Raw genomic sequence first — 18840 nt, 5'->3', positions numbered from 1 at the left:
ATGATATGGCTGATTCCCGTGATGTGCTTCTTGTAGACGGGTACAACATGATTGGCGACTGGCCGGAATTATCCAAACTGGCTGAAAGCGGGCTGGAAGAGGCTCGAAATAGACTGCTCTTCCGGCTTGCCGACTACCAGGCTTTTTCCGGCAGGCGCGTCATCGTTGTGTTTGACGCCTACCTTGTGCCAGGACTCGGTAAATCCTTTACACAGAGCAAAGTTCAAGTTCATTTTACAAAGGAAAAAGAGACGGCAGACGAATGCATTGAGAGACTCGTTCGGGAACTAAGCATGCGAAGACGCCAAATCTATGTGGCTACAAGCGATATGGTAGAACAACATGTTATTTTCGGCCAGGGAGCGCTGCGTGTATCTGCCCGAGAACTGCTGATTGAAGTGGAACAGAATGAAAAGGAACTTCAGCAGCGGCTTGCGGAGGATCAGGCGAGATCCACTCGCAATACAATCGGGGGGAAATTAAGCCCTGAGATTTTGAAGCAGTTTGAACGCTGGAGACGAGGCTGACAGCGGGTTTTTTACAAATTTTACAATATTGAAACTATTGACAATTATGTTATACCTGTTCTTTTTTAGGGATGGCGTGGTTGACGGTGGCAGGTACCATCATATATACTGTTCGTATATTTCATAGAGTAGAGTAACGGGGTACCTTGCGTTGCAGCCGGAGGGATTGTCTGTGAGTGTCGACCTCAAAGATATCATGTTATCAAAGTATGATTACCAAAGTGACGAAGACATTGTCGAAGCGGTCCGTGAAGGCGAGAGCGAAGCGCTGGAGTTTTTGATCAACAAGTATCGCAACTTTGTACGCGCCAAGGCAAGATCTTATTTTTTGATCGGAGCTGACCGGGAAGATATTATTCAAGAAGGAATGATTGGCCTTTATAAATCCATCCGTGATTTCAAAGGGGACAAGCTTGCTTCTTTCAAGGCGTTTGCCGAATTGTGCATTACAAGACAGATTATTACGGCGATCAAGACAGCCACACGACAGAAGCATATTCCGCTGAATTCTTACGTATCTCTGGACAAGCCCATTTATGATGAAGAGTCTGATCGTACGTTACTCGATGTGATTTGTGGAACACAGGTCAGTGATCCGGAAGAATTAATTATTAACCAGGAGGAGTTCGTTGGCCTGGAAGATAAAATGTCCGAGATTTTGAGTGACCTGGAACGTAAAGTGCTGATGTTGTATCTGGACGGGAGATCCTATCAGGAGATAGCTGTTGATCTGGATCGTCATGTGAAGTCCATTGATAATGCATTACAGCGTGTGAAGCGCAAACTTGAAAAGTACCTGGAAGTTCGAGATAATTGAACAGAGGTTGTTGTCGTTGACGGAAAAGGCTCGGTGTTTGAGTCTTTTTTTATTGTCTGGAGTTTATATTGTTAAGGATTGATAAATACTAGTAATCGCTCGGTTCATGCCGGAGAATTGAAAAAATCAGAGATGAGAGACACGGCACGTGTAGTGCGGAATTAATACCCAACGATGAAAGGTTATTCTTTCATTGACATGCTTATACCCTTGTGATAAAGTGTTTTAGGTAGGCCTATTTTACGGCTTTTTTTTCAGGATCAATTTAGAGACTCTGCTCAGTGCGGAAGTCTTCGGGAGGTGTACATCATGCGGGTAATTATTACTTTGGCTTGTACAAACTGCAAACAAAGAAATTACACTACGACAAAAAACAAGCGTAATCACCCCGACCGCATGGAGATGAAGAAATTTTGCAAGTTTTGTAACGAGCAGACTTCTCATCGCGAAACCAGATAGTTTTTGGGAGGTGTAGTCGGCGTGAAACGTAGTTTCAAATCTCTGATTTCCTTTTTCTCTGAAAGCTGGGCTGAACTTAAAAAGGTTCGCTGGCCTAATCGTAAAGAGCTGACGAACTACACGTTAATTGTACTTGGTACTGTTGTGGTTATGACGCTGTTTTTTTGGGTCGTAGATATCGGCATCTCCGCTGTGATCGAAGCGATTATTTAAGAAGGGTCCCAGGTGGCTTGATATGGAAAAAAGATGGTACGTCGTTCATACCTACTCAGGGTATGAGAATAAGGTCAAAGCCAATTTGGAAAAACGCGTAGAGTCCATGGGCATGGAAGACAAGATTTTCCGCGTTCTTGTTCCGATGGAAGAAGAAGTGGTGAACAAAGACGGTAAGAAAAAGACCGTTATGCGTAAAGTTTACCCCGGATATGTCTTGGTCGAAATGGTTCAGACGGATGACTCTTGGTATGTTGTTCGCAATACGCCAGGTGTTACCGGATTTGTCGGCTCGACAGGTTCCGGCTCCAAACCAACAGCCTTGTTGCCAGAAGAAGTGGAACAAATTCTGAAGCACATGGGTATGGTTGAGCCTAAGCCTAAAATTGAATTCGATATTAAGGAATCCGTACGTATTAAAGTCGGACCTTTTGCGAATTTTGTGGGCTCCGTGGAAGAGATTTTGGTAGACAAAAGCAAGCTGAAGGTACACGTCAACATGTTTGGACGGGAAACACCGCTTGAGTTGGAATATACGCAAGTGGAGAAGATATAGTTTCTTCAAGTTTCTTGTGGGAGGGCTGTGAGGCCCGTTAACCACTATTTTGCAAGGAGGTGTCAATCATGGCAAAAAAGGTAATCAAAATGGTAAAACTGCAGATTCCAGCAGGTAAAGCAAATCCAGCACCACCAGTAGGTCCGGCATTGGGTCAAGCAGGTGTCAACATCATGGCATTCTGTAAAGAATTCAACGCTCGTACAGCTGATCAAGCGGGATTGATCATTCCAGTTGAAATCTCTGTATTCGAGGACCGTTCCTTTACATTCATCACTAAAACTCCACCTGCAGCAGTTCTGTTGAAAGTGGCAGCGAAAGTTGAAAAAGGATCCGGCGAACCGAACAAGAAAAAAGTTGCTACCGTTAAACGTGATGCGGTACGTCAAATCGCGGAAACAAAAATGCCTGACCTGAATGCTGCTGACGTTGAGTCTGCAATGCGTATGGTCGAAGGTACTGCCCGCAGCATGGGTATCACCATCGAAGACTAATTTTCAAACGAAACATGGCTTCGTAAAGCCGGCCGATTCGCGGCCGGTCAATGTGGGAGGTATATCCGCTAAAACCACAAAGGAGGAATAAAACATGGCTAAACACGGTAAAAAATACCTGGAAGCTGCCAAGCTGATCGACAGCGAAGCAACTTACGAGCCTTCAGAAGCGGTTGAGCTTGTGAAAAAGGCAGCTACTGCGAAGTTCGATGAAACGATCGAAGCGGCAGTTCGTTTGGGTGTAGACCCTCGTAAGCAAGACCAGGCAGTACGTGGTGTTGTTGTCCTGCCACATGGTACAGGTAAAACACAACGCGTATTGGTATTTGCAAAAGGTGACAAAGCGAAAGAAGCGGAAGCGGCTGGCGCGGACTATGTTGGTGATGCAGACATGATCAACAAAATCCAACAAGGCTGGTTCGAATTCGACGTCTGCGTAGCGACACCGGATATGATGAGTGAAGTAGGTAAATTGGGCCGTCTGCTCGGCGGTAAAGGCCTGATGCCTAACCCTAAAGCCGGAACGGTAACTTTCGATGTAACTAAGGCTGTTCAAGAAATCAAAGCCGGTAAAATCGAATATCGTCTGGATCGTGCAGGTCAAATTCATGCACCGATCGGTAAAGCTTCTTTCTCTTCCGAGCAACTGAATGAGAACCTCAAAGCTCTCATGGACGCTCTGAACCGTGCTAAACCGGCGGCAGCAAAAGGTGTTTATCTGAAGAACGTAAGTCTTTCTTCTACGATGGGCCCTGGCGCACGCGTGAACGCAGCAGCTTTTAGATAATATCTCTTGACAAGGTTCTCCTTGTTCTGGTATGATATAAAAGTTGTGAGTCCGAGTGACTGACCGTTGACATTTGAATATGCTTGCCGTAGACAGTAGGTGCCATCTGGCTTAATTTCCTACCGAGGTGTGATTATACAACTTGAAACGATGCAAATCGGTTGCGAGTATATATCAAGCCTTCGTGATTCTACGGAGGCTTTTCTTAATGGGATAAATTTGATCAGGAGGTGTACAGATTGGCAAACGCAAAAGTGATTCAAGCAAAACAAGAGTCCGTTGATGTAGTAACTGCAAAATTGCGCGAAAGCGCGACAACAGTTGTTGTTGACTACCGCGGATTGAACGTTGCCCAAGCTACTGAACTGCGTAAGCAGCTTCGTGAAGCTGGTGTAGAATTCCAAGTGCTGAAAAACACATTGCTTCGCCGTGCGACTGCTGCAGCAGAATTGACAGAACTCGATAGCGTTCTGACAGGTCCTACTGCAATTGCATTCAGCGGAGAAGATGCTGTAGCTCCAGCCAAAATTCTGAACGACTTCGCGAAAAAGAACGATGCACTGAAATTGAAAGGTGCTGTCGTAGAAGGTCGCGTAATTGGAGTAGAAGAAGTTAAAGCGTTGGCAGAACTGCCATCCCGCGAAGGTCTCCTCTCCATGCTCCTCAGCGTGCTTCAAGCCCCTATGCGCAACTTCGCGCTTGCGGTTAAAGCCGTTGCAGAAAAAGAAGAGCAAGGCGCGTAAGCTACTTGATCTGAATACTGCGTAGCAGTAATGAAATACAAAAAATAAAATTATATATGGAGGTTCAATCATGAGTAAAGAGCAAATCTTGGAAGCAATCAAAGGCATGACTGTACTGGAACTGAACGATCTTGTTAAAGCAATCGAAGAAGAATTCGGCGTAACTGCTGCAGCTCCAGTAGCTGTTGTAGGTGGCGGCGCAGCTGCAGCTGAAGCTGAGCAATCCGAATTCGACGTAATCTTGGCTAGCGCTGGTGCTTCCAAAATCAACGTTATCAAAGCAGTTCGTGAAATCACTGGTCTTGGCTTGAAAGAAGCAAAAGAACTGGTTGACAACGCTCCAAAACCACTGAAAGAAAAAGTGGCTAAAGAAGAAGCAGACGCAATCAAAGCTAAGCTTGAAGAAGCTGGCGCTACAATCGAAGTTAAATAATTTAGCTTATCCAAGCTGAATGAACAAAACAACAAACCCCTTGACTTATATCAAGGGGTTTGTTGCTGTAAATGTAACTATGGAAAGTGAGTGAGGGCATGTCCAATCATTATTATTCGGACAAACCGCAAGCAGCACATGATCGCAAGGCCGCTGAAGTGGTGCTTCGCGGATTCAGTCTGCGGCTGGTGACGGATGCTGGTGTTTTTTCCAAGAACGGAATCGATTATGGCAGCAGAGTATTGATTGATGCGATGGAACTGCCGTCAGGCGCTCAGGTTCTCGATGTGGGATGTGGTTACGGGCCGATCGGGCTTACAGCAGCAAAACTTGTACCGGATGGACATGTCACCATGATCGATATCAACGAGAGAGCGGTTGAGCTTTCCAGGGAAAATGCTAAAGGCAATGGCGTTGCTAATGTTACGGTTATGCAAAGCAATCTACTAACTGAAGTGAAGCGGCGGGATTTCGACGTGATTCTGACTAATCCGCCTATACGAGCAGGCAAAGAAACGGTTCACACGATCTTTGAGCAGGCGTATGGGCATTTGAAGGTTGGCGGGGCGTTATGGATTGTCATTCAAAAGAAACAAGGTGCACCTTCTGCGAAAGCGAAGCTGGAATCGTTATTTTCACGAGTGGAAGAAGTGACAAAGGATAAAGGCTATCGGATCTTCAAAGCGGTAAAGGAAGAGTAGTGAAATCTATCAGAGGTTCTTTTGGATTTGTAAAGTAAGCAGGGGATCATTTTTTTTGCAATAGGACTATTGACTTGAAATTCAAGCCGTGGTATAGTTGTAAAATGTCAGTATTAAGATGCCCTACTTGGCTTTAGCTAACTGAAAATGTCAACCTTTTTTACGCCGAACCGGGCTTATTATGCCTATGTTTGGCGTATAATATGTACATTTTGGGCAAACTGGGGATATGAATGATTTGGAAAGACATCCGCCGATCAAAGTTGCTCTTTTATCGAACGACATTTCGAATAAGGGCTTTTCTTTATTTGCGGGTGCATTGCTTTGCTCTGTATGTGTACCATTATAAGGTTACAAACAGAGGTTCGCAACGAAATTTTTAAAGTGAGTAGACATTGAGGGGTGAGTTTAAGTTGGCAGGACATCTTGTTCAATATGGTCGACGCACTCGGCGCAGTTATGCACGAATTAACGAGATACTCGAAGTTCCGAACCTGATTGAAATCCAACAAAAATCGTACGACTGGTTTTTGGAGGAAGGGTTGCGCGAAATGTTCCAGGATATCTCGCCGATCCAGGATTTCACAGGCAACTTGATTTTGGAATTTATCGATTACAGTCTCGGAGAACCGAAGTATACAGTAGATGACGCGAAAGAGCGTGACGTTACTTATGCAGCACCGCTTCGGGTCAAAGTCCGGCTCATTAATAAGGAAACCGGAGAAGTCAAAGAGCAGGAAGTATTCATGGGAGATTTCCCGCTGATGACCAGCACCGGCACATTCATTATTAATGGTGCGGAACGGGTTATTGTCAGCCAGTTGGTTCGCTCTCCTAGCGTTTACTTCAGTACAAAAGTAGATAAGAACGCCAAAAAAACGTATACCGCTACAGTAATTCCTAACCGCGGCGCTTGGCTGGAACTGGAGATGGATGCGAAGGACGTTGTTTATGTCCGGATCGACCGTACACGTAAAATTCCGGTTACGGTTCTCCTGCGTTCCCTTGGTTTTGGTACAGACGCTGAGATTCTGGATTTGCTCGGTAATGACGAATATATCCGTAACACGCTGGACAAAGACAACACGGACTCTACGGAGAAAGCACTCATTGAAATCTATGAGCGTCTTCGTCCGGGTGAGCCGCCAACGCTGGATAACGCAAAGAGCTTGCTCGTTGCACGTTTCTTTGATCCAAAACGTTATGACCTCGCAAACGTAGGTCGTTACAAAATCAACAAAAAGCTGCACATCAAAAACCGTTTGTTTAATCAGCGCCTTGCTGAGTCTCTCATCGACGCTGAAACGGGTGAAATCATTGCAGAAGCAGGTCAGATGGTTGACCGTCGTTTGCTCGACGAAATCATGCCTTACCTGGAGAAAAGCGTTGGTTTCCGCACATATCATGTAGGCAATGGCGTTTTGGATGCCAATGATATCCCGATGCAAACGATTGATGTATTTTCACCAATTGAAGATGGTAAAGTGGTTAAGCTGATTGCCAATGGTGACATTGACAAGTCCGTAAAAAACATTACGCCAGCCGACATCATCTCTTCCATCAGTTACTTCCTGAACTTGCTGCATGGCATCGGTAGCACGGATGATATCGATCATTTGGGTAACCGTCGTCTGCGTTCCGTAGGTGAGCTTCTGCAGAACCAGTTCCGTATCGGTTTGTCTCGTATGGAGCGTGTGGTTCGTGAAAGAATGTCCATCCAGGATGCTAACGTCATTACACCACAGGCTTTGATCAACATTCGTCCAGTCATCGCGTCCATTAAAGAGTTCTTTGGAAGTTCCCAACTGTCACAGTTTATGGATCAAACCAACCCGCTGGGTGAGTTGACGCATAAACGTCGTCTGTCCGCACTCGGACCGGGCGGTTTGACACGTGAGCGCGCCGGCATGGAAGTCCGTGACGTCCATCCATCCCACTATGGCCGGATGTGTCCGATCGAGACACCAGAGGGACCGAACATCGGTTTGATCAACTCCTTGTCTACTTTTGCACGCGTGAACGAATATGGCTTTATCGAGGCTCCTTATCGTTGGGTTGATCCGAAAACTGGGGTCGTGACCGAGCAAATCGATTACCTGACAGCAGATGAAGAGGACAACTACGTTATCGCTCAGGCGAATGCGAAGCTGAATGAAGATAACACCTTTGCTGAAGATGCGATCATTGTACGTTACAACAAACAGTCGGATAACATCCTTACGATGCCGAGTGATCGAGTGGACTACATGGACGTATCGCCTAAACAGGTTGTATCTGTCGCTACGGCGCTCATTCCGTTCCTTGAGAACGATGACTCCAACCGTGCCCTCATGGGATCAAACATGCAACGGCAGGCGGTTCCGCTCTTGATTCCTAAAGCTCCGCTTGTAGGAACAGGTATGGAACACAAAGCAGCTAAAGACTCCGGTGTATGTATTGTTGCCGATTATGACGGAATTATTGAACGTTCCTCTGCGAACGAGATCTGGCTTCGTCGTGTAGAAGAGGTAGACGGTCAGGAAGTCAAAGGCGATATCGTTAAATATAAATTACACAAATTTATGCGTTCGAACCAAGGAACATGCATCAACCAACGTCCAATCGTGAAAAGAGGCGCTGTTGTCAAAGCTGGCGACATCCTTGCTGACGGTCCTTCGACGGAAATGGGTGAGCTTGCACTTGGACGTAACGTTGTAGTTGCCTTCATGACTTGGGAAGGTTACAACTACGAGGATGCGATCCTGCTCAGCGAAAAACTCGTTAAAGAAGATGTATACACATCTATCCATATCGAGGAATATGAGTCGGAAGCTCGGGATACCAAGCTCGGACCTGAAGAGATCACACGCGATATCCCTAACGTTGGGGAAGAAGCGCTGCGTAATCTGGATGAGCGCGGTATTATCCGCATCGGTGCTGAAATTGCAGCTGGCGACATTCTCGTTGGTAAAGTTACACCAAAAGGGGTAACAGAGCTGACTGCAGAAGAACGTCTCTTGCACGCGATCTTCGGTGAGAAAGCACGTGAAGTTCGTGATACTTCCCTGCGTGTGCCTCACGGTACAGATGGTATCGTCGTCGATGTGAAAGTATTTACCCGTGAAAACGGAGATGAACTGCCACCAGGTGTGAACCAGCTCGTTCGTGTCTATATTGCCCAAAAACGGAAAATCTCCGAGGGTGATAAAATGGCGGGACGTCACGGTAACAAAGGGGTCGTGGCCCGCATCTTGCCGGAAGAAGATATGCCTTTCCTGCCAGACGGCACACCTGTTCAAATCGTTCTTAACCCGCTGGGCGTACCTTCCCGTATGAACATCGGTCAAGTACTCGAAGTTCACTTGGGTATGGCCGCAATGCAGCTTGGTATCCACGTAGCAACACCTGTATTCGACGGAGCGAAGGAGTATGACGTCTTCGATACGATGGAAGAAGCAGGTATGCAGCGTAATGGTAAAACTGTGCTGTATGACGGACGTACTGGTGAAGAGTTTGAACGTGAAGTTACCGTAGGTGTCATGCACATGATCAAGCTGGCACACATGGTTGACGATAAAATCCATGCCCGTTCCACAGGTCCTTACTCACTTGTTACGCAACAGCCGCTGGGTGGTAAAGCCCAATTCGGTGGACAGCGTTTCGGGGAGATGGAGGTTTGGGCGCTTGAAGCATACGGTGCCGCTTATACTCTGCAAGAGATCTTGACCGTTAAATCCGATGACGTTGTTGGTCGGGTGAAAACGTACGAGTCCATCGTCAAAGGCGAGAATGTGCCAGAGCCAGGTGTTCCTGAATCGTTCAAAGTATTGATCAAAGAGCTGCAAAGCTTGGGTATGGACGTTAAGATTTTGAGTGAAGATGAGCAAGAGATTGAAATGAAAGAAATGGACGATGAAGATGACGCTGCGAGCGATAAGCTCAGCCTCAACCTTGAGGGTGCAGAGGTCGGAGCTGAATAATTGCTTCGGGCGCATGATGACCGGCGTTTTTCATCAGGCTCACGTTTTGCTCCGGCTTCGGCCGGAGCGGGCGTAACCTAGATTACAGGAATTGGTTAAGGAGGGTTGCTCCTTGTTGGACGTCAACAATTTCGAATACATGAAGATCGGGCTTGCTTCCCCAGAGAAAATTCGTTCTTGGTCCCGCGGAGAAGTGAAAAAACCGGAAACGATCAACTATCGTACGTTGAAACCGGAAAAAGAAGGGCTGTTCTGCGAAAAGATTTTTGGCCCTACAAAAGACTGGGAATGTCATTGCGGTAAATACAAACGCGTTCGTTATAAAGGCGTTGTCTGTGACCGCTGTGGCGTTGAAGTAACACGTGCGAAAGTCCGTCGTGAACGGATGGGCCATATTGAGCTTGCTGCTCCGGTATCGCATATCTGGTACTTCAAAGGTATTCCGAGCCGTATGGGGCTCGCTTTGGATATGTCTCCGAGATCACTCGAAGAGATCATTTATTTTGCATCTTATGTTGTAACTGATCCAGGAGAAACTCCACTGGAGAAAAAACAGCTGCTGTCCGAAAAAGAATACCGCAGCTACCGTGAAAAATACGGTTATGGCTTCCAAGCTGGCATGGGTGCAGAAGCAGTTAAAAAATTGCTTCAAGACCTTGATGTAGAGAAAGAGCTTGAGTTCCTGAAGGAAGAGCTCCGCACTGCACAAGGACAACGCCGCAACCGTGCAATCAAACGTCTGGAAGTGATTGAAGCTTTCCGTAACTCTGGCAATAACCCAGAGTGGATGATCATGGATGTGCTTCCTGTCATTCCGCCGGAGCTTCGTCCGATGGTACAGCTGGATGGTGGACGTTTCGCTACGTCTGACTTGAATGATCTGTATCGCCGTGTAATTAACCGGAATAACCGTCTGAAACGTCTGCTTGACCTGGGCGCGCCAGATATTATCGTGCAAAATGAAAAACGGATGCTGCAAGAAGCGGTTGACGCTTTGATTGATAACGGTCGTCGTGGACGTCCTGTTACAGGTCCGGGTAACCGTCCTTTGAAATCTCTCAGCCACATGCTGAAAGGTAAACAAGGTCGTTTCCGTCAAAACTTGCTCGGTAAACGTGTTGACTACTCCGGTCGTTCCGTTATCGTTGTCGGACCTTACCTGAAAATGTATCAGTGTGGTCTGCCAAAAGATATGGCACTTGAGCTGTTCAAGCCTTTTGTTATGAAAGAGCTTGTGAATAAAGGGCTTGCCCACAATATCAAGAGCGCAAAACGTAAAGTTGAGCGTGTAAGTCCTGAAGTATGGGATGTTCTTGAAGAAGTCATCAAGGAGCATCCGGTTCTTCTGAACCGTGCCCCTACGCTTCACCGTCTCGGGATTCAGGCGTTCGAACCGATCCTGGTTGAAGGTAAAGCGATTCGTCTTCACCCGCTCGTATGTACGGCGTACAATGCCGACTTTGACGGTGACCAAATGGCTGTGCACGTTCCGTTGTCTGCTGAAGCTCAAGCGGAAGCACGTATCCTGATGCTGGCATCAGGCAACATTTTGAACCCGAAAGACGGTAAACCGGTTGTAACTCCTTCTCAGGATATGGTTCTTGGTTCTTACTATCTGACCATGGACAACAAGGAAGAGAAGGGTACAGGTATGGTTCTGCGTACGGTCAATGAGGCTGTTTCAGCATACCAACGGGGTACTGCTGGACTGCATGCACGTGTAGCTATTCCGGTTAAGGCACTTGGTAAAACAAGTTTCACGGAAGAGCAGCAAAAAGGCATGCTGTTAACAACAGTGGGTAAAATTATCTTTAACGAAATTTTCCCTGCAAGCTTCCCTTATATCAATGACGCGACTCGTGCAAACCTGTATCAAGGTACTGCTGATCACTTCTTTGTATATGAAAAAGGGGCTGACCTGAGAGAAGCAATCATGAATGCTCCTCAAGCAGGCGGTGTCGGCAAAGAATATCTGGGTTCCATCATCGCACGCTGCTTTGAAATTTATCACACAACCGAAACGGCGGTTATTCTCGATAAAATCAAACAGCTCGGGTTCACATACTCTACACGAGCAGGTATTACTGTAGCCGTGGCTGACGTTGTCGTTCCAGATGAGAAAACAGAGATTCTGAAACAGTCCGAGGAGAAAGCACAAATCGTTACGAATCAATACCGTCGTGGTCTGATTACGAATGAAGAGCGCTATGACCGCATCATTGATATCTGGTCAAAATCCAAAGATGACATCACGGACATCCTGATGAAATCCATGGATCGTTACAACTCGATCATGATGATGGTTGACTCCAAAGCCCGGGGTAACAAATCACAAATCACTCAATTGGGCGGTATGCGTGGTCTGATGGCCAACCCGTCTGGTCGAATTATCGAACTCCCAATCAAATCGAACTTCCGTGAAGGTCTGACAGTACTCGAGTACTTTATTTCCACTCACGGTGCGCGTAAAGGTCTCGCGGATACAGCCCTGCGTACGGCCGACTCAGGTTACCTGACTCGTCGTCTCGTAGACGTTGCCCAAGACGTAATCGTGCGCGAGGACGATTGTGGTACAGATAAAGGCTTTACCGTTAGCCGTATCCAGGATGGTAAAGAGGTTATTGAGGATCTCTACGACCGTATTGAAGGCAGATATTGCTTCGAGACTGTTCGTCATCCGGAAACAAAAGAAATTATCGCTGGCCGCAATGAACTGATCGATTCTGACAAAGCAGAAGCGATTATCAAAGCTGGCGTGACCAAATTGCAAATCCGCTCCGTTCTCAGTTGCCGTGCAAGCCATGGTGTCTGCAAGAAGTGTTATGGTCGCAACCTTGCGACAGGTAAACACGTGGAGATCGGCGAAGCAGTTGGTATCATTGCAGCACAATCCATTGGTGAGCCGGGAACACAGCTGACGATGCGTACGTTCCATACCGGTGGTGTAGCCGGGGACGATATCACGCAAGGTTTGCCGCGTATTCAGGAGCTCTTTGAGGCTCGTAATCCTAAGGGTCAAGCGACAATCAGTGAGATTGATGGTGTGGTTAAAGAAATTCGCGAAGCGAAAGACCGTCGTGAAATCGAAATTCAAGGTGAAGCAGAATCCAAAGTGTACTCCGTTACTTACGGTTCCCGTGTACGCGTAAGCGAAGGCATGGAAATTGAAGCGGGTGACGAACTGACAGACGGTTCTATTGATCCAAAAGAAATGCTGCGCATCAAAGGCGTACGCGGCGTACAGAACTACATTTTGCAGGAAGTACAGCGCGTATACCGTAACCAGGGTGTAGAAATCAATGACAAACACGTTGAAGTTATGATTCGTCAGATGCTGCGTAAAATCCGTATCGTGGATGCGGGAGATACAACGCTGCTGCCAGGATCATTTGTTGATACGTATGAGTACGAAAGAGCCAACAAAATTGCGATTCTTAGTGATAAAGAGCCAGCGGTTGCTAAACCAATCCTGCTTGGTATTACAAAAGCATCCCTTGAAACAGACTCCTTCCTCTCTGCGGCATCGTTCCAAGAAACGACACGTGTATTGACAGATGCAGCGATCAAAGGTAAAGTAGACCAATTGCTGGGTCTGAAGGAAAATGTTATCATCGGTAAATTGATTCCTGCAGGTACGGGTATGAACCGGTATCGCAGTATCAAGTTTGCTGAGCCGGAGGATGGCCAATCTTCGGTAGAAGAACTGGAACCAGTTTCGGTAGACTAACATCGACTCTTTTGATCTGAAATGATTAAGGATGTGTATGTCTGGGCGCTTCGCTAGTGTCAAACTGGTGGAGTAACCCTGGCATACACAAACTTTTTAAAATCTTTTAGGATTAGCATTGACATTGCTTGCGCTAGATGCTAATATATCAAAGGTGCGTGGGCAGCTGATTGTAAATGGTCCTATTCGGAGGAATGTATGATGTCTAATGAAAAAGGCTTGCAAGATGCTCATGTCAAGATTGGTACCAAACAGACCATGCGGACTGTGCAGACAGGAATGGCTTCTGAAGTCTATGTCGCAGAAGATAGTGATCCGCAGCTCACTTCCAAAATCATTGCCTTGTGTGAACAGCACAATGTAAAGTACACAAAAGTGGACACAATGAAAAATCTCGGCAAAGCTTGCGGGATTGGAGTGGGGGCAGCAATGGCTGCTGTCGTAAAATGATAGGGTAAGGAACGTTTTTGTCCGAGAACATTTAATGGATTCTCCAAGGCAAAAACTTTTCATTTGTCTTTTTATGAACCGCCTGGGTCTGTGGGCTTAGCGTATAAGGTTTATAAAGAAACATGAATAATTGAGGAAGGGGGTGGCAATCACATGCCAACTATTAATCAACTGGTTCGTAAAGGACGTCAAGCAAAAGTTGAAAAGTCTAAATCACCAGCTTTGCAAAAAGGGTTCAACGCTTTGAAACGTGAATCCACTAACATCAGTGCCCCACAAAAACGTGGTGTCTGCACTCGTGTAGGTACAATGACTCCTCGTAAACCGAACTCTGCACTTCGTAAATATGCCCGTGTTCGTTTGACGAACCGTCTCGAGGTTACTGCTTATATCCCGGGAATCGGACATAACCTTCAAGAGCACAGTGTGGTATTGATCCGTGGAGGTAAAGTAAAAGACCTTGCAGGGGTTCGTTATCACATCGTTCGTGGAGCACTCGATACTGCAGGTGTTAACAACCGTATGCAAGCTCGTTCTAAATACGGCGCGAAACGTCCAAAAGCTAAAAAAGCCTAAATCACTATAAGCAGGTAGCCTGATAGCCTTCTGGCTTAGGTCTGGAAGGTACAGGGTCTGCTGAACAAGAAAGAAAGGGGGATATCCATGCCACGCAAAGGTCCAGTTACGAAAAGAGACGTGTTGCCAGATCCGGTATACAACTCCAAGTTGGTTACTCGTTTGATCAACCGCATCATGCTCGACGGAAAACGCGGTGTTGCTCAAAGTATTCTGTATAATGCGTTCAAGTTGATTCAAGAACGTACGGGTAATGACCCGATGGAAGTATTTGAAGCAGCAATCAAGAATATCATGCCAGTCCTGGAAGTTAAAGCTCGCCGTGTCGGCGGTGCCAACTACCAAGTACCAATCGAGGTAAAACCAGAGAGACGTACTTCTTTGGGATTACGTTGGCTCGTGAACTACTCCCGCAACCGCGGTGAGAAAACAATGGAAGAGCGTTTGGCGGCTGAGATCATCGACGCTTCCAACAACACAGGCGCTTCCGTTAAGAAACGCGAAGACACACACAAAATGGCTGAAGCGAATAAAGCGTTTGCTCACTACCGTTGGTAGGATTCAGTTCACAATAAAAAACTTCAATTTTGAAGGGAGACCCATTTCATGGCTAGAGAGTTCTCCTTGAAAAATACACGTAATATCGGGATCATGGCTCATATTGATGCGGGTAAAACCACGACAACTGAGCGGATCTTGTTTTACACAGGACGTACGCACAAAATCGGTGAAGTTCACGAAGGCGCTGCGACAATGGACTGGATGGAACAGGAACAGGAGCGCGGGATTACAATCACTTCCGCTGCGACTACCGCTGCTTGGAAAGGTCACCGCGTAAATATCATTGATACCCCGGGACACGTTGACTTCACTGTTGAAGTTGAACGTTCCCTTCGTGTATTGGACGGAGCAGTAGGTGTATTCAGTGCGAAAGAAGGCGTTGAGCCTCAGTCTGAAACTGTATGGAGACAGGCTGACAAGTACGGCGTACCTCGTATCGCATATGTAAACAAAATGGATATCATCGGTGCTGACTTCCTGAACGTTGTATCCGACATGCGTGATCGCCTTCAAGCGAACGCTGTTGCGATTCAGCTTCCAATCGGCGCTGAAAATGATTTCAAAGGTATCATTGATATCGTTGCACAACGGGCTCATATGTACAAAGATGACCTGGGACAAGATATCGAAGAAACTGATATTCCTGCGGAATTCGTTGAACAGGTTGAAGAACTTCGCAACGAATTAATTGAGCGTGTTGCAGAACTCGACGAAGAATTGACAATGAAATACCTGGAAGGCGAAGAAATCTCTATTGATGAGATCAAAGCCGCTCTCCGTAAAGGTGTAGTAGAGGTTAAAATCTTCCCGGTTATCTGTGGTTCCTCATACCGCAACAAAGGTGTTCAACTGATGTTGGATGCTGTTATCGACTACTTGCCAGCTCCAACTGATGTTCCTTCTATCACTGGACATCTTGAAGATGGAACTGAGGCAGTTCGTAAGTCTTCCGATGAAGAGCCATTCTCTGCATTGGCCTTCAAAATCATGACTGACCCTTACGTTGGTAAATTGACATTCTTCCGCGTATATTCCGGTGTACTTCAATCCGGTTCTTATGTATTGAATGCAACTAAAAACAAACGTGAGCGTATCGGTCGTATCCTTCAAATGCACGCAAACAGCCGTCAAGAAATCACTGAAGTTTACTCCGGTGATATCGCAGCAGCTGTTGGTTTGAAAGATACAGGTACAGGTGATACACTATGTGATGAGAAACACCCGGTTATCCTGGAATCGATGAACTTCCCTGATCCGGTAATCGAAATCGCTGTTGAACCTAAAACCAAAGCTGACCAAGATAAAATGGGTGTGGCTCTCGGCAAATTGACCGAAGAGGATCCAACTCTTCGCGCTCATACTGACGAAGAAACTGGCCAAACCATCTTGGCAGGTATGGGTGAGCTTCACCTTGATATCATCATCGACCGTATGCGTCGTGAGTTCAAGGTTGAAACTACTGTGGGTAAACCACAAGTAGCTTACCGTGAAACATTCCGTGCTCCAGCGCGCGTTGAAGGTAAATTCGTACGTCAATCCGGTGGTCGTGGTCAATACGGTCACGTATGGGTTGAGTTCGAACCTCTCGAGCCAGGTACAGGCAGCCAGTTCGAAAGCAAGATTGTCGGTGGTTCGGTACCAAGAGAATACATTCAACCTGCACTGTCAGGGATTGAAGAGCAAATGAAAAACGGTGTACTCGCGGGCTTCCCGCTGGTAGACGTTAAGGCTACAATCGTAGACGGATCTTACCATGATGTCGATTCCAACGAGATGGCATTTAAAATTGCCGGATCTATGGCGCTGAAAGCAGCAAAAGACAAATGTAGTCCAGTTTTGCTTGAGCCTATCATGAAAGTAGAAGTAACTGTTCCAGAAGAGTACATGGGTGACGTAATGGGAATGTTGAACTCCCGTCGTGGTCGCATCGAAGGTATGGATTCCCGTAGTGGAGCTCAAATCATTCGTGCTAAGGTACCTCTTTCTGAAATGTTTGGTTACTCTACAACTCTTCGTTCCGGTACTCAAGGACGCGGCGTATTCTCCATGGAACTCTCCCACTATGAAGAAGTTCCTAAGAGCATCGCTGAAGAGATCGTTGCCAAAACAAAAGGCACCGAGTAGTTTTCTCACACTGAATGCTTGTGCTTGAAACCTAGTTTGAAGCACCGCATTCGGTGAAAACATAAAATTATAAATTCTAAGGAGGCCACGTTCAAATGGCAAAGGCTAAATACGAACGTACTAAACCACACGTTAACATTGGTACTATTGGTCACGTCGACCATGGTAAAACAACTCTGACTGCTGCAATCACAACTGTATTGTCCAAAACTTACGGTGGTGCTGCTGTAGCATTCGACCAAATCGACAAAGCTCCAGAAGAGCGCGAGCGCGGTATCACAATCTCCACAGCACACGTTGAGTACGAAACTGACACTCGTCACTACGCTCACGTAGACTGCCCAGGTCACGCCGACTATGTTAAAAACATGATCACTGGCGCGGCACAAATGGACGGAGCAATCCTGGTTGTATCCGCAGCTGACGGCCCAATGCCACAAACTCGTGAGCACATCCTGCTCTCCCGTCAAGTAGGCGTACCATACATCGTTGTTTTCTTGAACAAATGTGATATGGTTGAAGACGAAGAGTTGCTTGAATTGGTTGAGATGGAAGTTCGCGACCTTCTGAACGAATACGAGTTCCCAGGTGATGACACTCCAATCACTCGTGGTTCCGCTCGTGAAGCTCTGCAAAACCCTGATGGTGAGTGGGCTCAAAAAATCGTTGAGATGTTCAAAGAAATCGACACTTACATCCCACTGCCTGAGCGTCAAACTGACAAGCCTTTCTTGATGCCTGTCGAGGACGTGTTCTCTATCACTGGTCGTGGTACCGTTGCTACAGGTCGTGTAGAGCGTGGTACTGTTAAAGTCGGCGAAGAGGTTGAGATCGTTGGTATCGTAGAAGAAACTAAAAAATCCGTAGTTACGGGCGTTGAAATGTTCCGTAAATTGTTGGATTCCGCACAAGCGGGTGACAACATCGGTGCGTTGCTGCGTGGTGTTGACCGTACTCAAATCGAGCGTGGTCAAGTACTTGCTAAACCAGCATCTGTTAAACCACACACAGAATTCACTGCACAAATCTACGTTTTGACTAAAGAAGAGGGTGGCCGTCACAAGCCTTTCTTCACTGGATACCGTCCACAGTTCTACTTCCGTACAACTGACGTAACTGGTATCATCAACTTGCCAGAAGGTACTGAAATGGTAATGCCTGGTGACAACATCACGGTTACTGTTCAACTGATCTCTCCAATCGCGATCGAAGAAGGAACTAAGTTCTCTATTCGTGAAGGTGGACGTACAGTTGGTGCGGGTTCCGTAGCAACAATTCAAAAATAATTTGGCTATAGCCAATTATCTATAAGCAACAGTGTACTGGAACGAGTAACATTGTATTGTAACGAAGCTTCGGAAGAGTTCTTTATCCGACATCGGATAAAGAACTCTTTTATTATGTCAACGTTTCGGAACCTGCGTCATCTAAAATGGACAAAATTCATTTTATAGATTGATAGGCTAGGCAGCCTGGATATTTCAAAAAACTTCGTACTAAACAGTGTCTTTTCATTAGAAAAGATTTGTTTATATGTTTTTTTTAAATATGCTTGCAATACGCCCATCTTTTCTATATAATAATGAATGTTGTTCTTGTGACGTTGCGATGATGTGAGAGGTTACTGACACACCCGGCCCCTTTGCCATGGGAGAGTGGTCAGAAAATTTTCACGGAGTATGTCCGATAAAAAATTGGGCGATAGAAGGAGGG

At 46.3% G+C, this 18840-nt stretch carries 17 protein-coding genes and 1 other annotated feature; all 17 genes read left to right on the top strand.

Annotated elements, in window-relative coordinates; all coding sequences use genetic code 11:
- The first annotated feature begins 5 nt into the window (after window positions 1–5).
- The 17 genes from HNR77_RS25130 (at window position 6) to tuf (ending at window position 18413) form a co-directional block, all read left to right on the top strand.
- Window positions 6–527 carry an NYN domain-containing protein gene (locus tag HNR77_RS25130; RefSeq protein ID WP_145406606.1) on the top strand — a complete coding sequence of 174 codons (522 nt, stop codon included), beginning with the start codon at window positions 6–8 and terminating at the stop codon, window positions 525–527.
- Between the two features lie 172 nt (window positions 528–699).
- The gene (gene sigH / locus HNR77_RS25125; RefSeq protein WP_024633601.1) at window positions 700–1344 is read left to right on the top strand and encodes an RNA polymerase sporulation sigma factor SigH; all 645 of its coding nucleotides are present in this window, start codon (window positions 700–702) and stop codon (window positions 1342–1344) included.
- A gap of 309 nt (window positions 1345–1653) precedes the next feature.
- Window positions 1654–1803 (top strand): 50S ribosomal protein L33, encoded by a 150-nt coding sequence (rpmG, locus tag HNR77_RS25120; protein WP_072735843.1) that lies wholly within the window; start codon window positions 1654–1656, stop codon window positions 1801–1803.
- Window positions 1804–1824: 21 nt separating this feature from the next.
- A complete protein-coding gene (gene secE, locus HNR77_RS25115; RefSeq protein WP_024633600.1) occupies window positions 1825–2016 on the top strand; it encodes a preprotein translocase subunit SecE in 192 nt (63 codons plus the stop codon).
- A gap of 22 nt (window positions 2017–2038) precedes the next feature.
- On the top strand, window positions 2039–2572 hold the full coding sequence (nusG, locus tag HNR77_RS25110; RefSeq protein WP_024633599.1) for a transcription termination/antitermination protein NusG: 534 nt from the start codon (window positions 2039–2041) through the stop codon (window positions 2570–2572).
- Between the two features lie 68 nt (window positions 2573–2640).
- On the top strand, window positions 2641–3066 hold the full coding sequence (gene rplK, locus HNR77_RS25105; protein WP_017692062.1) for a 50S ribosomal protein L11: 426 nt from the start codon (window positions 2641–2643) through the stop codon (window positions 3064–3066).
- Between the two features lie 94 nt (window positions 3067–3160).
- Window positions 3161–3853 (top strand): 50S ribosomal protein L1, encoded by a 693-nt coding sequence (gene rplA, locus HNR77_RS25100; RefSeq protein WP_090924686.1) that lies wholly within the window; start codon window positions 3161–3163, stop codon window positions 3851–3853.
- Window positions 3854–3921: 68 nt separating this feature from the next.
- Window positions 3922–4069: a sequence feature (ribosomal protein L10 leader region), on the top strand.
- A gap of 23 nt (window positions 4070–4092) precedes the next feature.
- Window positions 4093–4596 (top strand): 50S ribosomal protein L10, encoded by a 504-nt coding sequence (rplJ, locus tag HNR77_RS25095; protein WP_111271016.1) that lies wholly within the window; start codon window positions 4093–4095, stop codon window positions 4594–4596.
- Window positions 4597–4666: 70 nt separating this feature from the next.
- The gene (gene rplL / locus HNR77_RS25090) at window positions 4667–5029 is read left to right on the top strand and encodes a 50S ribosomal protein L7/L12 (protein ID WP_184190223.1); all 363 of its coding nucleotides are present in this window, start codon (window positions 4667–4669) and stop codon (window positions 5027–5029) included.
- Between the two features lie 98 nt (window positions 5030–5127).
- Window positions 5128–5730 carry a class I SAM-dependent methyltransferase gene (locus HNR77_RS25085; RefSeq protein ID WP_184190241.1) on the top strand — a complete coding sequence of 201 codons (603 nt, stop codon included), beginning with the start codon at window positions 5128–5130 and terminating at the stop codon, window positions 5728–5730.
- A 413-nt stretch (window positions 5731–6143) separates the two neighbouring features.
- A complete protein-coding gene (gene rpoB, locus HNR77_RS25080; RefSeq protein WP_111271019.1) occupies window positions 6144–9689 on the top strand; it encodes a DNA-directed RNA polymerase subunit beta in 3546 nt (1181 codons plus the stop codon).
- A 112-nt stretch (window positions 9690–9801) separates the two neighbouring features.
- Window positions 9802–13416 (top strand): DNA-directed RNA polymerase subunit beta', encoded by a 3615-nt coding sequence (rpoC, locus tag HNR77_RS25075; RefSeq protein WP_111271020.1) that lies wholly within the window; start codon window positions 9802–9804, stop codon window positions 13414–13416.
- 201 nt (window positions 13417–13617) lie between these two features.
- A complete protein-coding gene (locus tag HNR77_RS25070) occupies window positions 13618–13866 on the top strand; it encodes a ribosomal L7Ae/L30e/S12e/Gadd45 family protein (protein WP_090924680.1) in 249 nt (82 codons plus the stop codon).
- 153 nt (window positions 13867–14019) lie between these two features.
- Entirely contained in the window at window positions 14020–14442 is a 423-nt protein-coding gene (gene rpsL, locus HNR77_RS25065; RefSeq protein WP_017692070.1) for a 30S ribosomal protein S12, read from the top strand.
- 87 nt (window positions 14443–14529) lie between these two features.
- Window positions 14530–15000 (top strand): 30S ribosomal protein S7, encoded by a 471-nt coding sequence (gene rpsG / locus HNR77_RS25060; protein WP_007432586.1) that lies wholly within the window; start codon window positions 14530–14532, stop codon window positions 14998–15000.
- Window positions 15001–15048: 48 nt separating this feature from the next.
- Entirely contained in the window at window positions 15049–17127 is a 2079-nt protein-coding gene (fusA, locus tag HNR77_RS25055) for an elongation factor G (protein ID WP_145406607.1), read from the top strand.
- A 95-nt stretch (window positions 17128–17222) separates the two neighbouring features.
- Complete coding sequence (gene tuf / locus HNR77_RS25050; RefSeq protein WP_184190221.1) at window positions 17223–18413, top strand: elongation factor Tu; 1191 nt, start codon at window positions 17223–17225, stop codon at window positions 18411–18413.
- Window positions 18414–18840: the final 427 nt, after the last annotated feature.

The sequence above is a fragment of the Paenibacillus sp. JGP012 genome, from assembly GCF_014203995.1.
GTDB classification, from domain to species: domain Bacteria; phylum Bacillota; class Bacilli; order Paenibacillales; family Paenibacillaceae; genus Paenibacillus; species Paenibacillus silvae.
This window is presented reverse-complemented; position numbering and strand designations above follow the sequence as displayed.

What these genes read in the sequence shown, in the direction of transcription:
- rpsL (WP_017692070.1), top strand. Translation starts at nt 14,020, where the DNA reads ATGCCAACTATTAATCAACTGGTTCGTAAAGGACGTCAAGCAAAAGTT.
- nusG (WP_024633599.1), top strand. Translation starts at nt 2,039, where the DNA reads ATGGAAAAAAGATGGTACGTCGTTCATACCTACTCAGGGTATGAGAAT.
- HNR77_RS25070 (WP_090924680.1), top strand. Translation starts at nt 13,618, where the DNA reads ATGTCTAATGAAAAAGGCTTGCAAGATGCTCATGTCAAGATTGGTACC.
- rplL (WP_184190223.1), top strand. Translation starts at nt 4,667, where the DNA reads ATGAGTAAAGAGCAAATCTTGGAAGCAATCAAAGGCATGACTGTACTG.
- rplA (WP_090924686.1), top strand. Translation starts at nt 3,161, where the DNA reads ATGGCTAAACACGGTAAAAAATACCTGGAAGCTGCCAAGCTGATCGAC.
- tuf (WP_184190221.1), top strand. Translation starts at nt 17,223, where the DNA reads ATGGCAAAGGCTAAATACGAACGTACTAAACCACACGTTAACATTGGT.
- HNR77_RS25130 (WP_145406606.1), top strand. Translation starts at nt 6, where the DNA reads ATGGCTGATTCCCGTGATGTGCTTCTTGTAGACGGGTACAACATGATT.
- HNR77_RS25085 (WP_184190241.1), top strand. Translation starts at nt 5,128, where the DNA reads ATGTCCAATCATTATTATTCGGACAAACCGCAAGCAGCACATGATCGC.
- rplK (WP_017692062.1), top strand. Translation starts at nt 2,641, where the DNA reads ATGGCAAAAAAGGTAATCAAAATGGTAAAACTGCAGATTCCAGCAGGT.
- rpmG (WP_072735843.1), top strand. Translation starts at nt 1,654, where the DNA reads ATGCGGGTAATTATTACTTTGGCTTGTACAAACTGCAAACAAAGAAAT.
- rpsG (WP_007432586.1), top strand. Translation starts at nt 14,530, where the DNA reads ATGCCACGCAAAGGTCCAGTTACGAAAAGAGACGTGTTGCCAGATCCG.
- fusA (WP_145406607.1), top strand. Translation starts at nt 15,049, where the DNA reads ATGGCTAGAGAGTTCTCCTTGAAAAATACACGTAATATCGGGATCATG.